This window comes from Paraburkholderia sp. PGU19 (genome assembly GCF_013426915.1).
GTDB lineage: Bacteria > Pseudomonadota > Gammaproteobacteria > Burkholderiales > Burkholderiaceae > Paraburkholderia.
In genome coordinates this window covers 1,955,953-1,971,124 of record NZ_AP023181.1, presented here as the reverse complement: position 1 = coordinate 1,971,124, position 15,172 = coordinate 1,955,953, and the positions used below count along the sequence as shown (strand labels likewise).

Below are 15,172 nucleotides of genomic sequence, written 5' to 3'. Positions count from 1 at the left end.
CAATGTCGTGCCGCGCATACGCCTTATTGAACGACCAGCCCATCGATATGGAACGAGCCGATCAATACGTTGACGCGGTCCCCCGCCTTCACCAGATTGCCCTTGTTGGAAAACACCATCCAGTATTGCTGGCCGACCTCGAGCGCGCCCGTCTGCCGCAACTGGCCGATGTTGTCCATCACGGGCACTTCGAGCAGCACATGATTGGCCTCGCCGTACAGATAAGGCGTCGTGCTTTTGTCGCCGAGCAGCTTCGCGAGCGCCGGGTCCGTCACGCGGTAACTGAAGCGCAGCAGATTGCCCGACGCAGTGCGGCGCACGCTCAGGTTGTCGATGCCCCGCACCGACTGATAAAAGGTGCGCGCGTGCGCGGGCAGCTTCATCGGCTCATAGTGCGACGCATGCGGCGCGCTGCCATGCATCGCCACCTGCTGCGCCGCTGCCGGCATCGCCAGCAATGCGGCACAGCAGACCCACGTCGCCTCCATGACTACGCGTCTCATTGCACCGCTCCCGTCGAAGGCGCATTGGCCTGCGGACCTGCCGTGCCCGTTGCCCCACTGCCCAGCACCTGATTGAGCAGATCGAGCAGCGCGCCCGGCGCGAACGGCAGGTTGCCGCCTGCGAACAGTCCTGTGCGTGGCAACTCCACCGCGCCGATGTCGTAGCTGCCGCTCTGCGGACGCTGCGTGCCGAAGAAGTCGTGATTTGGCGCACCCGCATTCGTGCCCGCATTGACGGCAGGCGAACCCGTCTTGATCGAGTAGTTGCCGAGCGGCACGCCATAGTTCGTGCTGCCTGAACTCACCGTCATGTTGAACAGCGACAGCGGCCCGTACGACATGTTGATCCACTGATTGCCTTCATCCGGCGTCGCCGACGGCATCAGACCGAACAGCGGATTGGGCAGCACGGTATCCGCAATGCCGGGCGGCACCGCGAAGCCGTTGCCGCCGCCTTCGGGCGGCACCCGCGCGCCATTGCAGTACTGGCTCACCACGTTAGGATTCGCCGAGCTGTTGTGCGCGTTCGGGTAGTCACCTGCATCCGTGATGATCGAATACTGCGGCGCGAGCCTCATGCCCGACGAGTGATCCGAAGGCTTCATATCGCCATAGGCGCCAAGATCCCAGTACACAGCCTTCGGATCGCAGTAGCCCGTCTGATGACCCGCCTGGTTCAACGTCGGGTTCAGCGCGACGATGTTCTGCAAGCCGGGGATGTTCTGGTTCAGCCCGCCCACCGTGATAAAGAACGTGCGGTTCTGCCAGAACACGTCGTTCCTCAACACGGGGAACGAGTAGTGGCTACAGTCCTCTCCTGCAGGACAGCCCGCGCCGCCCGCCGTGAACGCCGTCAGGAAGTTCTGCGTATGCTTCGCGGTTTCGAGGCCGGAAGGCTGCATCGTCGACGTCGTGATCGGGCTGCACGTCGTTTCCGAGCCGACCGTCGTGCAGTTCGGCGGACCGACGTTGGCCTGCGCAGCGAGCGCCGTGTTGAACAGCACGCCCGCCGATGCCGTGGAGTCGTTCGAGACCACCGTGTTGTTGATGAAGTTCACGCGCACGGCATCCTGCACCGACACGCCGCCGCCCGACCAGCCCGCCACGTTGTTCGCGATGATGTTGTTGATCACGCTCACCTCGTACCAGCGGTTGCGGTTGCGCGGGCTGCGCTGAACGTCCGTGCCATTGATGTTCTGCAGACGCAGGCCGCCGCCCTTGCCGCTTTCGGCCGTATTGCCGACGATCAGGTTGCCGTCGATCACGAGACCCGGCCCGACGCCGTCCGATAGCTGCGGCGCGCAGTCGATATCCACCGCCGAGTTCTCGCAGAACGTGCCGTCGGGCGGCACGCCCTGGGCGATCAGGCCGCCGCCGTAGGTTGGCAGCGTCGGGTTGTTGCTCTGGTTGAACAGAATCCAGTTGTGCGACAGGTCGCCGTTGTAGCTGAAGCCGAAGTGCGCGACACCGCCGCCGTCGCCGCTGCTCATATTGCCGCAGACCCAGTTGTAGTTGAAGTGATAGTTGTCCGCGCCCGAGCAGAACGTCACGCCCGCTGCCGAAGAAGGCGTCGTCGAGTTGATCTCGTCGCCGTACGCAGCATTCGACGTCACCGAGTTGTGGTGCACGTTGACATGCGTGTTGTACGCGAACGGCTCTTCCGTGAAGCCATCGTTGGCGATCGTGCCGTCGGGCACCTCCACCTGGCCGATCGTGATCCCGCCTGTCAGCGTGCCTGCATTGCTGAACACGCGGTTGTTCGACACCTCCGTGTAGTGGTTCCAGCCGTGCAGGAAGATGCCGCCGCCGCCCTGCGAGCTGTTCGTGAAGGTGATGCCGTCGACACGCGACGGGTTGCACAGGAAGTTGCTCGAATACGTGTTGCAGTCCGCGTTGCTGGCCGTCAGCGGCGTACAGATACCGTTGGCCGTGCAGTTCGGATCAGCCTGCAGCTTGCCGCCCACGCGCACGTCGCGCACGCCCTTGGCAAGCACGGTGATAGCCGCGCCTTCATACGCGCCCATCAAGGTCGGCTCCATCAGCAGTTCGCCGAGATTTCCGTTCAACGTGTTGTCCCAGCCGACGGTGGGTTCGAGCGGAATCGCGTCCACCTGGCGCTGCATCGCGGCCGGGCACGCATACGCGCCGGACGGATCGTACGCATTGCCTGACGAGATCACGCCGCCGTTGAGCGCCACGCCGAACAGACAGTCGACCTGTCTGCGCCACGGGTCGAGCTTGCCCGACGGATGCGTATTCGCATTCACCACCACGGCGGGCGCGCCCACGCCTTGCAGACGAACGGGCTTCCACATCAGCAGCATTTCGCTGTAGTTGCCCGGCCCGACGATGATGAGGTCGCCAGGGGTCGCCTTGTCGATGGCCGTCTGGATCGCGTTGTTCGTCCCATTCTCGCCGCCGACATAGGCAGGTGCCTTGCCGCCGATCGTGACCGTCACGGTATCGATCGATTTCTTGCCGTTGCCCGACGTGATGACCAGTTCGCCGCAGCGCGTCTGCGTATTGACGCCGCGCTGCTGGATCGTGCAGCTCGACTGGTTCGCGGACAGCGTCGGCACCGTGATGTTGATCTGCGTATCCGACCACGCGTTCACGTGCGCATTCACACCACCGACCGTCACCGTCCCGGTGCCCTGCGAAGCGCCGAAGCCATAGTGCCGCGTGACGAACTTCTGGTTATACGGCGACGTGGTCGCAGCGGGGCCGCCGTAGGCATGATTCGGCACCTGCTGGTCGCCGAGCGCCTTGATGGTCAGCGTATGGCCGGCCTGGCTCACCCACGGACCCGCGCCGCCGTTGCTCGTGTCGCCCGTCACCGACGAGATCGCGGGCGTCGCGTCCGGATACGCGCAATCGGGTGGGTTGTAGCCGTCTGCGAACGCGGACACGGGCACGACAGGCGTATCCATGTACTGCGTCTGCCCGGGCATGAACGGAATCTCGTAGCAGAACTGGCTGTACGCGGGGTTGAACAGCGGGTCGCGGATCGTCTGCCCCGGATGCGCCGGGTCGGGCATGTCGGGATCGTTCATGCAGGCGACCATCATCGTCGGCGCGTAGCCCGTCGGGTTCGGCGGGTTCACTTCCCACGTCGAGTAATTCAACCCGTTGAAGATGCCCCACTGGTCCGAATAGATGCGGCTCACTTCGTTGCCGGCGAAATCCTTCATCGAAACTGGCACGTTCGGGACCGCGAACTTTTCGCCGAACTGCGGCGAGTACGGATCGAACTCCGAAGAAAAGTCATCGAGCATGAAGCCGGTGAAGTGCGCGGCCACGTGCGTCGAGCTAAACACCCAGAACTTCGCGAGCACCGACATCTGGTTGGTCAGCACGACTTCCTTGCGGTCGCACAGGTGCCGCGAGGCGCCCGCGAACGGCGCGACTTCCTGCGAGCCCGGGAACAGGCTGATGTAGTCCGGCACCACACGCAGCGCGCCGACGCACGGCCAGAACGTCTCGACGCTGCCCGTGTCGCCTTCGTGACGCGGCGACGAGCCGAGCTCCGTGGTGGGGTTCTGCGCGTTGTTGCGGTTGTACGTCGCGTTCACGGCTGCCTGGTCGGGCAGGATGAAGATGTTGCCCAGTCCGCCGAACTGCTGCGTGACAGGCGCGATGTAGTTGTCGCCGATCAGGATGTTCTTGTCTTCTTCCTTCACGAGTTCATAGCCCGGCGGCACGATGACTTCGACCACATACTTGCCCGCAGGCAGCATGTACGAGCCGTCGGCGAGCTTGCTGCAGATCGTGCAGTTCGAACCCTTCGGCGTGCCCTTCTGCGGATCGCGGTCCGTCACGCTCGGGAACTGGTACATCCCGTCGTATGGCGCGGGCTGCAACTGGTTGAACGCGTGCATGCCGTCATAGCACTTGAACTGCGAGTGCATGGGCAGCGTCCGCTTTTGCGGGTCGAGCCATTGCGAGCTGTCCTTCAGCGTATAGAAGAACGGATCAGTGGTTTCCTGGCCCGGGCAGTTCATGTTCGGCACGCCATCCGAACGGAAACCCTGCGCCCAGTCGTCCCAGCTGCTGGTCTTCGTCGTATCGACGAGCGTGAGGCTCTGCGTGCCGTCGGCAGCCGTGCCTTCGGCGTACAGGTTGACCGTCACGTTCGGCACGTCAGGCGTCCAGCTCGTATGGATCAGCAGAGCCGGATCGTCGAACGGGCGTGTCGATGCATAGATCACTTCGCCATGAATGCCGCCGTTCTCGTTCGCCCCATACGGCGCCTTGCCGAATTCGATGAACGAGTTCTGGCCTGAGAAGCCTTGCCAGCCCATCGTCGTGACCCACGGCGGGTCGATGCGGCCCGTCGACGGATTGGTGCCCGTGCGGTCATTGCAGTCCGCGTCGTTGCAGTAGATCGCGCCCGGCACGCGCAACGCGTTCGGCAGATGCGCCGTCGACGATTCCAGCGTGTTCGCGTAGTTCGCCGCGATCGACGAGCCACCGCCGCCAGGCGTGCCGTCAGGCGGGCCGCCCGCGTCGTAGACGACATGCACGCCCGTCTGCTTGTAGCGCGTCGTGTCGGCCTCCGCGATGTACCAGTTGAAGAGCGGGAACACCTCGTTGAACGACGCGTAACCGTTCAGGTCCGTGTTGTTGAAGTTCGAATAGCTGCCGTCGCGGAAGCGGATATTGGTCGGCACGAGCGCGAGACCCGGCTCGCTGTCCTGCGACACGCCATCGCCGTTCGTATCGATGAAGCTGCGCGTGTAGAGATTCGTATGCCATTGCAGCACGGCCAGGTCGCCGACGTTCTGCGTCTGTCCGCCTTTGAGCTGCACCGCCGTCGCGAGACCGTCGACGATCTGGTCGTTCCACTGGTCGAACACCGTGATGCGGAACAGACCATCCGGCAGGCCGGTGATGCTGAACGTGCCGTCCGCGTTGCACTTCGTGAATGCGATATCTTCGAGGTCGGGATCGCCGACGCTCACATAGCATTGCGTGAAGCTCAGCGAATCGCGCGAGCCGCTGCTGTAGAGGTTCTCGTTAGGCGGACGGCTGTAGTGCAGGTTCGTGATCTTGCCCGTGACGCCGTTGTTGCACGGCACGCCCTTGCACACACCCGGCAGCCGCGCGTTGATGATCTTCGGATTCGCGAAGCCGATCGTCACGTGGAAGCCGGCCGGTCCGAACTCCTGGAAGTAGGCGGGGCCACCCACCTTGATGAACGCATCGTGCGCTTTCTGGCCGTCCAGCGTATTGGTCTGCAGCCATTCTTCGCCCTTCGCGATGCGGTCCGCAGCCGGCGTCGCAACGACACCGTAGCGGCCCGGCATCAGGTTCGCAATGATTGCCTGGCCCACCAGCGGCGACATTGTCTTGCCATCCGATTCGAACTTCGGACAGGTCGGAATCATGCCGACCAGGCCGTCGTTCGCGGCCTTCGTGATCGGGCATGCGTCGAGGCCGGTGCTCGGATCGATCGTGCCTTGCAGCGAATTCGACAGCGGCATGTTGAACATGTCGTACGTCATCTGGCCGGTCGCGTCGCCCGTGCCGCCCGCGTCGTCGAACAGCTTGATTTCGAAGCCGCCGAGGCCCGGCTCGCGCGCCGTGCCGAACGCATCCGTGCCGCCGCTCACATCGACTTCGCCGTTGACGGGCGCATCGTCTTCGAACACGAACACCGAGATTTTCGCCGTCTGCAACGGAGTCTGCTGAAGCAGCACGTTGACGGCATGTTGCGTGGGCGCGACCGGCGCGCCGCCCATTGCGTGGCCGCAGGTGCCCGTGCCGGGCGCGAAGTCCGCGCCGCCCGGACCCGACGGACAATCCTTCGCAATGTCGAACTGCCGTTGCGCACCGTTGGGGTTGTTCGGATCGACCGGCTGCGGCGCGCCCGCGCCATTCGTGAAGGTGTTGCCGGCGTCGCCGGGAAGAATCGACAGGTAGTAGTGCTTCGTCGGATCGAGTGCGACCTGCGATGGATCGACAGCAGTCTGCTGGGCCGAATCCGTGCGGCACACGCCGTTGCCGACGTCGCACACGGCGGGGACGTGCGTATTCGTGCCCGGATCGAACACAGTCTGCCCGGATTCGCACGATACCGTGCCGACGCATCCCGCCGCGACGACGGGCATGTAGCTCGTGTGGAAGCTCGTGCCGAGGCTTGGCACGGGCAGCGGCGGACACGTCGCGGGCCGCGTCGACGAGTTCACCTGGCAAGCGGGATCGATCTGGAAGGTACGGTCTTCTTCGATGATCCAGCGGTAGTCGTTGATTGCCGTCCCCGTCTTCGCATCCTTCACCGCGACGGCGAGACCGCTGCCGCCCTTGAAGGTCACCGTGACTGTCGCGGCCCCGCTAGCCGTGTTCTGCGAGTTGACGGCCTTGTACTTGAACGTGACCGTCGACGTCGCGTTGCCGACGGGTGCCGCGCTCGGCACAGCGTTGAACGAGCCGTCCGCATTGAGCGTCACCGTGCCGCCCGACGCACTGCCGACGATCGAAGCCGTCAGCGGCAGCCCCGCCGGATCGCGGTCGTTGCCGAGCACGCCCGGCGCGCCGATGTGCAACTGCGACGCGATGTTGCTGCTGAACGCGTCATCCGACGCGACGGGTGCCCCCGACAGGCAGTTCGAGCCCGCCGAGCATGCGGCAAGCGTGACCGTCGCGGTCAGCGCGGCGTTACCGTTCGCCTGATAGGTGAAGCTGTCCGACGTGGTGCCCGCATTCGGTACATACGTGAAGGCGCCGTTGGGGTTCAGCGTGAGCGTGCCGCCTGTCGGCTGTGTCTTGACCTGCACACCGTAGACACCCACGTCGTTGGCGATCAGCCCCTTGCCAGGGTCCGAGACCGTCAGCGTATTACCCGCGACGAGGAAATACGAATCCGGGTTAGCCTTCGCGTTCGTATTGCCCGCCGCGGAGGTCGGCAACGCGCCGCCGTTCACGCTGATGTAGCCCTGCATGCCGCCGTCGCGCTGGTTGTTGGTCGACAGGCTCAACTGACGGTCGAACACGGGCAACGCGAGCGCGCCCGCAGCGACCGAGTTCATCAGCACGTCGTAGGTTTTGCCGGCGGCCAGAAATACGGCGCTCTGCACGCGCGGATTGCCGGGCAGCACGTTGCCGTCTTCAGCAATCAGCGAGAAGCCGGACACGGGCGGCAGGCCCGTTTGCGCGCCGACAACGGATGGCACATGCATGCGCAAACCGGCGTTCACGAAGCGCAGCAGAATCTGGCCCGTCGAATTGGCCGTCGCAGCGGGGGCCGTAACGGGGAACGCGGAGCCATTGGCATTCGACCGGTCGAACGCGACACCGTTGATCAGGTAATAGCGCGGGTCGTAGTTCACCGCGGGTGGATAGCAGGTTCCGTAGGTCGCCGATGCGGGATCGCCGCAACCGCCCGAGAGACCCGACCACACGCGCGCTTCGCTGAAGCCCGGTGTGGCAACGGCCGTAGTGACGGCCTGGTTCTGCACAGGGTCGATTTCGCTGAGCACCAGCGGCAGATCCGCATCGTATCGGATGCCCGGATAAGCCTGCCCTTGCGTCGAACCGGCCGTGGGAGGCGTCGTGACGACGAGCACGCCGTACAGACCCATCGGCCCCTGGATCGACGGGTGCGTGCCCGATTCGATCAGATAGGTGCCGGGGCGCAGATTGTTCCAGGTCAGCTTGCTCGAACTGCCCGCTTTCACTTCGCTAGAGAACGACTGCACGCGCGGGCCTTGGGTCGGCGGCGTGAAGCTCGCGCCGCTGCCCGTGCCGGCGATCGGCCAGGTCGTTGCCGTCTGGGTCGCGTGAACGGGACTTGGCGACGTGGTCGCCGTGTTGCCGAGTCCGCCACCGAGCTGCCCGACGATCACGAGGGACGTCGGCAACTGCGCCGGCAGGCTGTTCGTGAGAGTGATCGTCAGCGAGCCGGGCGGCGTCGTGATCACGACGGGCGACCAGTTCGCGCCCGCGCCGGAATTGGACGCCGCGCAGGTGGCGGGCGCGACGGCCGCCGCCGAGCAGTTGTAGCCCCACATCGGCACGACCTGTCCATCGGGAAGTGCAATCGTCTGGGCCTTGGCCGTCAGCGTCACGCTCTGCGCGCAAACCATCGCGCTCGCCGTCATCAGCACCGACGCCGCGACACCCGCCTTCACGAGGCCGGCAAGCGTCCTTTTGAAATCGCAGGATCTCATCGCGATTCTCCCCGTCTCGTTAATTGCCTTCGTTAATCGTGAACGCCTGCGGATCGACGAGCATCATCATCATCATTCCGCCTGGGAAGATGTTGTTCGTCGTAATCTCGCGCTCATTGTGCGAATGCCACATGTAGGCGAACCCGGCTTCGGATGTCGGCGGATTCGCGATCGTGCCGCTCGGCGGCGTCGTGCCTGTGAACGAGGTCGCGCGAATCGTCGCGTCGGGGCCGAGATAGGGGCTGCCACCGTACCAGGGGCCGTTCGTGAACAGACGCGCATCGGGCAAGGTCACGGGGCCGCCGCTGCCGACATTGCCGAACGGATGCGCTTCGAGCGGCTTGTTGTGATCGGCGCACCACTCGTAGTAGTTCGGCGCGTTCGCGGGCGCGGGTGGATTGCTGTTGACGGTGTAGTAGCCGTTTGCATCGGGAACGCAGACGCTGCCGTCGCCCGCCGTGTGTCCATAGACGTCCCAGTTGAGACCCCTGCCCGTCCAGTAGAAGATGCCGTCCATTGCGAGGCCTGGCGTCGTGGTCGTCGTAAAGAGCAGCGGCCCGGCGAGCTTCGTCGCGTCCGTCTTGCTCAACAGCAGATTGCCGTCGCGCGCGAGCACGCGCACGTGATTGCCGTGCTCGTGGAACGGATGCTGCCAGCGGCCCGAGCCGATTACGCGCAGCAACACGAGTTCGCCGGGATGCATGTGCGGATTGCCGTTGTATGGCTGATGCGGATACTGCTGCGCGTAGTTCGGGTCCATGTCGTCGGGCATCGAGCGGCCATTGATCATGAAGTACGCGGGGTGGTACGGCTCGGTTTCGACGCTCATGCAACCCGTGGCCTGCGAGCACGGCTTGCTCGCTTCCTGCTCGGCCTGCGTATGGATGCGCGGGTCCATCTCCGAGAACTGGAACAGGTACTCGCGGTCGTAGCAGGCCAGCGGATGGTCGTATGCGGCAGCCGCGTTGCGAAAGTCGGGCTGGCCGTCGGGCAGCGTCGACTGAACCGCGCGACAGCCGGCGGGGACGGCGAGCGCGCCGCCCGCCGTGGTTGGCGTCGAGGTGGGCAGCACGATGATCGCGCCCGCGAGACCCATCTCGACCTGCAGGTCGCCCTGCGTGCCGCTGTAATAGCTATGCGTGCCCGGCGTCGATGCGATGAAGCTGTAGGTCACGCTGTTGCCGTGTGTCGCCTCGCGCGTGAGCAGCCCCGGCACGCCCGTGAGCGTCGTCGGACACGTGCCGTCCGGATTCAGCACGGCGGCGCAGACCTGGAAGCCCGGAAACAGGATCGACGTATTACCCGCCGCTTCGGGCAGGTTGTTCGTCAACGTGACGGTGACCTTGTCGCCTTGTTTGACGATCAGCGTCGGCCCCGGCACCTGCATGCTCGGGCAGTTCGCGCCCGGCATGCTGGCGGGAGAAAAGCCCGACGGCGCGGTGCGGCAGCCGTAGCCCCACGCGTAGACGCTCGCTCCATCAGGCTGGCTGATGCGGTTGGCTTCGGCCGACAGATCGAAATTCGTGCCCGTGATGCCCGGCGCGGCTGCGTGCGCGTTGATGCAATAGAGCAGCGCAACGACGGCTGCGCAAAGCAGCGCGTGGATCAGCGTAAAACGTGGCGCCGAGCCACGCCGCGCATAGCGTGTGCGTCGGAAGTTGTCGATGATGTTGCCCACGGCTCATCTCCTAGGTGCAGGACTTCGTGGTCGGGTCCACCGAATGGCAGATGTGGACCTCCGTCATCAATCCGCCAAAGTTCTCGGCATCGTTCGACAGGTGGTCGAGGTTCGGCGTGTACAAATAGAAAATCTGGCCGGCCGAGTAACGGGTCGTGTCGCTCGCATCGAGAATCACGTCGATCGACTCGCCGCCGCCGAGCGTGATCGAGTTGGTCAGATAGGTCATGTCGTTGCCGGCAAGATCGCGCAAGAGCCGCGCGTTGACGCCGATCACATGCATCGGAATGCCAAGCGACGCGAGAGTCTGAAACTCGCTGACGTCGAGATCCGAGATGCGCAGGAGCGCCTTGCCGCCCGCCGGGATATTGATGAGCGCGGGCAGCGGCTGCGAGAAGTGCTGCGAGCCGTCGGCAACGGGTGTCTGCATCGGGCCTTGCGACACGGTGTCCGGATAGCTGCGGCCGTTAAGCATGAAGTACTTGTCCTTCATGTCGGTGAACGGCTCCGGATTGAACGTCATGCCCACGAAGTGGAAATTCGGATCGAAGCCGTGAATCTGCACGGGATACTCGACGTCATAAGCCGTCGAACCGTCGCCGTCGTTGTAGGCATACAGCGTCGGCGTGTTGCTCTTGTTCTTGACGTGCAGCACGCTGTTTTGCGGCGGCACGGGCGTCGAGCAGAGAACGTCGTTGCCGCATGCCGTGCGCGGATCGCTCTGCTGCTGGATCAGCGCGTGGTAGAGCGTCCCGTTCGTCACGCGGTTCTGGCGCGGACGCACGAAAATCTGGCCGACCATGCCCATCTGTAGATGCTCGGGCGGCGTGATGTGACAGTGCCAGAAGTACGTGCCCGCATCGGGCGCGAGGTAGTAGTACGTGAAGCTCGCGCCGATATTGATCGCCACCGACGCATCCGGCACACCGTCATAGAACGCGGACGCATTCGGATAGCCGTGGAAGTGCACCGTGTGCTGCTCGAACAGGTCGGGCCGCATGATCATCCCGACGTTGGTCAACGTGAGGAAGAACTCGTCGTCTTCGTCGATGGCCATCGTCGGCGCGGGCATGTTGCCGTTCATCACGCCCACGTCCATGATCTGACGCGGATCGACATGCCCCGTCAGCTGGCCGGGTGGCGACGAGTCCGGATCGGGCACGAGGCCGATTGCGCCGTTGTAGTTCGGATCGGCGGCCGTGCCGACGACATTGAACACCGACGCGAACTGCGTGCCCGGCAGGCCCTTCTTGATATCTGCCAGGCCTGACAGCGGGCCGAATGCGAACAGATAGGTCTGCGTGCCGTCGCCCATGGTGGCATAGCCGTCACCACCCGAAATCTGCTGGCATTTGATCGCGCCGTTCACGACGCCCGTCGCCTGCGAGTTCGGCCCCGTGAAGGACGGGCCCGTATAGGCAGGCTCGCCCGCGCCTGCCGGCAGGGCTGACGGATGCTGTGTGGTAGTGGGTGGACATTGCACCCGGAACGATTGGGCGAACGACGGCAACGCGAACAACGACAGCAACAGCGCCGCCACGCCGCTGCGGTATGCGAGGGTACTGAACATAGGACCTCCGCTGAGGAGTCAGTCAGCGCGGGGACGCGCTGCCGTCGGACACTGCGATGACGAGTGAGGGTTCATCGTCGCAATGTCCCGTATTTGAATTTTGCAGACGAGGACCGGGCGGCGGGATGGGGCACCTCCCTACACTTGCGGTAGGGTTGACCCAACAGGGACGCGAAGTCGCGGAAACGCGCGGGGCGCCTGCCGCGTGCGAACGCGCCACCTTCAGTCGGGCGGCGACCGCAAGTCTGGATTGCGGCGGTGCAGGTTGACTGGTTTGCGAAAACGAGCCCACCGTCACGTATCTCAATAGCGATTTGCGCCGCGATGGACTAACCTCTGAACGGGCAAATCGATCGAAGCGTTGTGGTCATTCCGGGGAGATGGATATGAAGCACTGCGGATTTGCCTGGGTTGTAGTCGTGTCTGGCTGCGTCGCAATCGGCCCGGTCGCGCACGCGGAGCCACCCCCGGATATCGCACCCAAACTGGCAAACATCGGACGCGTGATCGACCCTGTAGCGACGGGTGCGCTATACGCGCCTCAGTTGAAAGCCCAGTCCTATGAGGGTGTACGCGTCACGCGAGACGTGAGCTACGGTCCGGACGACAAGCAACGTCTCGACGTGTTCGTGCCCGCAGCCACTCAGGCGTCGCCGCGCGCCGTCCTGATCTTCGTGCACGGCGGAGGCTATGTCCGCGGCGACAAGCATGCGCCCGACAGCCCGTTCTATGACAACGTCATGCTTTGGGCCGCGAATCACGGGATGATCGGAATAAACGTGAACTATCGGCTGGCTCCTCAAAACGGCTGGCCATCCGGCGCGGAAGATCTGGGGCTCGCGACGCGTTGGGTGCAACAGAACATCGCTGCGCAAGGCGGCGCTCCCGCGCGGATATTTCTGGTCGGCCATTCGTCCGGGGCGTCGCACGTAGCCGGCTATGTCGCGCAGCCGCGCTTTCACGGACCCCAAGGTGTCGGGCTTGCGGGCGTCGCCCTGATATCGCCCGGCATCATCGATCCGACACGCGCCAAAGGACCGACACGCGACGCCTACTTCGGGGAAGACGCGAGCGTGTATGCGGAGCGCTCATCGCTGCCCGGCATCCTGATCGCGCCACTGCCGGTCATGGTGACAGTGGCCGAGTTCGATCCGCCCGAAATCGAGGGTTACGCGACGCAACTGAGGGGCGCGCTGTGCGATGCCAGGCGCTGTCCGACGTGGACACGCTTCGCGGGACACAATCACATGTCCGTGGTCGACTCGTTCAACACCGCCGACGACGAAGTCGGCGCGGCATTGCTCGCATTCATGCAGGTGGGCCGATAGCGCTCTGACTGTAGCGACTTGTCTTTGCCCGCTCCCGCCCGCTTTTGGCTGTCTCGCGGGTCATGCCATCGAACATGGGCTTGCCTCGCCTATCCGTCTGTATCAAGATCGAATCGACTCATCCGGACCAGGCTATTCCCATGACAGACGACACCGATCCCGACAAGCTGAAAGGCCCCGGTGGCTTGACCTTGCGTCAGATCCACGAGCAGGTTCAGAAAAGCGTGGAGCGCGACCGCCAGGAACAGGCATCGCGCAACACCATTGCCACGCAGCGCAGCAGGTGGCAACGCTGGGTCCGCTACGTGTGGGGGCGCAGCGGCCGTCGCTAGCCCGCGAGCGCCATCCAGACTGACTGGCCGTGAGCAGCAGGTACTGCGCCTCACATCGCTACAGACCTGCACGTCAAGAGCGACTACGAGGGCCTGGCCGCGCGTTCCCCACGCAAGGCTACGGGATCGTCCGCCGCGTCACGTAGATCGTCGAGATCGCGGCCGCGTGTCTCAGGCGTGTAGAAGGTCGTCACCACGCCGATCAGGCTCAGAATCGCGACGTACGTCGCAAGCGGAATCCAGGCCATGATCCGGCCGTCTGCGCCGCCCCAGTGCGCCGTCGCCCAGGCGATGATCGATGCGCCGATGAGCGGTGCCACGCCGCCAGCGATGACGGCTGACACCTCACGGCCCACCGCGACACCCGCGTAGCGATGTTGCGCCCCGAAGAGTTCAGGAAGCAGCGCGCCTTGTGTGGCGAACATGCCCCAAACGCCCGCCAGCGCGACGCACAGCATGGCAATGCTCGCGGTCGCATTGCCCTGGCTCAGCACCCACCAGGTGGGATAGGCCAGCAGGAGTTGATACAGGGCGAAGGCGCGGTAGACGGGAACGCGTCCAAACCGGTCGCTCAGCATGCCCGTCACCGGAATGATGACGGCCCCCGACGCGCCGGCAAGCAATAGCGCAACCGGTCCGATCGGCCCTTTGAGGCCCGTCGCGGTCGCGATGTAACTGATGGCGAGCGACTGATAGATCGACGAACCACCGTTCTCCGCCATGCGCATGCCGATGACTTTCAGCAGCGTCGGCTTCGAATGCCGGATGAGGTGCTTCAGCGGACTGTCGTTGACCTGTTGACGCGCTTCGAGCTTGGCGAAGGAGGGCGACTCCTTGAGTTTCAGGCGAATCCAGATCGCCACGGCGATGATGACGACGCTCAGCAGGAACGGCACGCGCCAGAGCCAGCTTTGCGAGATGTCCTCGACACGTACCAGCGCGAAGTAGATCGCAGCCGCCATCACCGTCCCGAGCAACACGCCCATGAAGGGTAAAGCGGCGAAGTATCCACGACGTTTTGCAGGCGCATATTCGGCCATCAGCACGGCGGCTCCCGCCTGCTCCGCGCCCGCGCCGAGTCCCTGCAGCAGGCGGCAGCCTACCAGCAGGATCGGCGCCCAGATGCCCGCGCTTGCATAGGTGGGCAGCAGGCCAATTAGCGTGCTTGCAATACCCATCAGCAGGATCGTCGCCATCAGGACGAACTTGCGTCCATATCGGTCCCCGAGCGTACCGAAGACGATGCCGCCTACAGGCCGGATCGCGAAGCCGAGAAAGTACGCGCCAAAGCTCGCGATCAGCCCCATGGCGGGGTCGCTCGACGGGAAGAACAGCGGCCCGAAAATGAGCGCCGACGCAAGGTTATACAGCGCAAAGTCGTAGTACTCGAGTGCGCTGCCGAGCGATGCGGCCCATGCGGCGCGATAGAGATCGGCCGTCGTAACCTCACTCCGGGTGGCGCTGGCGTTGCTCGCGATAGCGCCTTCGGCGGCCGCGATGGTTGGCTGGTGCTTCATGGTGTCTCCTCCGGTTCCTGCAATTTGCGTTGCGATCGGCCCGTCCTCGTCTTGGCGCGAGATGCCGGAGCCGGCT

7 protein-coding genes are annotated in these 15,172 nt (G+C 64.3%); 2 read left to right on the top strand and 5 right to left on the bottom strand.

The features are described from left to right. Nucleotides 1-23: 23 nt before the first annotated feature. The 4 genes from H1204_RS38540 to H1204_RS38525 all read right to left on the bottom strand — a co-directional run bounded on the left by H1204_RS38540 (nt 24) and on the right by H1204_RS38525 (nt 11,919). A complete protein-coding gene (locus tag H1204_RS38540) occupies nt 24-503 on the bottom strand; it encodes a hypothetical protein (RefSeq protein WP_180733912.1) in 480 nt (159 codons plus the stop codon). Then, on the bottom strand, nt 500-8,671 hold the full coding sequence (locus tag H1204_RS38535) for an Ig-like domain-containing protein (RefSeq protein ID WP_180733911.1): 8,172 nt from the start codon (nt 8,669-8,671) through the stop codon (nt 500-502). Before H1204_RS38535 ends, H1204_RS38540 begins: the two co-directional genes overlap by 4 nt. Nucleotides 8,672-8,690: 19 nt before the next feature. Further along, nucleotides 8,691-10,277 (bottom strand): multicopper oxidase family protein, encoded by a 1,587-nt coding sequence (locus H1204_RS38530; RefSeq protein ID WP_180735186.1) that lies wholly within the window; start codon nt 10,275-10,277, stop codon nt 8,691-8,693. Between the two features lie 82 nt (nt 10,278-10,359). After that, nucleotides 10,360-11,919, bottom strand: coding sequence for a multicopper oxidase family protein (locus tag H1204_RS38525; protein ID WP_180733910.1), 1,560 nt, complete (start codon nt 11,917-11,919; stop codon nt 10,360-10,362). A 386-nt stretch (nt 11,920-12,305) separates the two neighbouring features. Between H1204_RS38525 and H1204_RS38520 the strand changes: the two genes are divergently transcribed. Together H1204_RS38520 and H1204_RS38515 are read left to right on the top strand one after the other, a co-directional pair. Then, nucleotides 12,306-13,247 carry an alpha/beta hydrolase gene (locus H1204_RS38520; RefSeq protein ID WP_180733909.1) on the top strand — a complete coding sequence of 314 codons (942 nt, stop codon included), beginning with the start codon at nt 12,306-12,308 and terminating at the stop codon, nt 13,245-13,247. 140 nt (nt 13,248-13,387) lie between these two features. Next, entirely contained in the window at nt 13,388-13,579 is a 192-nt protein-coding gene (locus tag H1204_RS38515) for a hypothetical protein (protein WP_180733908.1), read from the top strand. Between the two features lie 83 nt (nt 13,580-13,662). Here the strand turns inward: H1204_RS38515 and H1204_RS38510 are convergent, their stop codons facing one another. Beyond that, nucleotides 13,663-15,096 (bottom strand): MFS transporter, encoded by a 1,434-nt coding sequence (locus H1204_RS38510; RefSeq protein ID WP_180733907.1) that lies wholly within the window; start codon nt 15,094-15,096, stop codon nt 13,663-13,665. Nucleotides 15,097-15,172 lie beyond the last annotated feature (76 nt).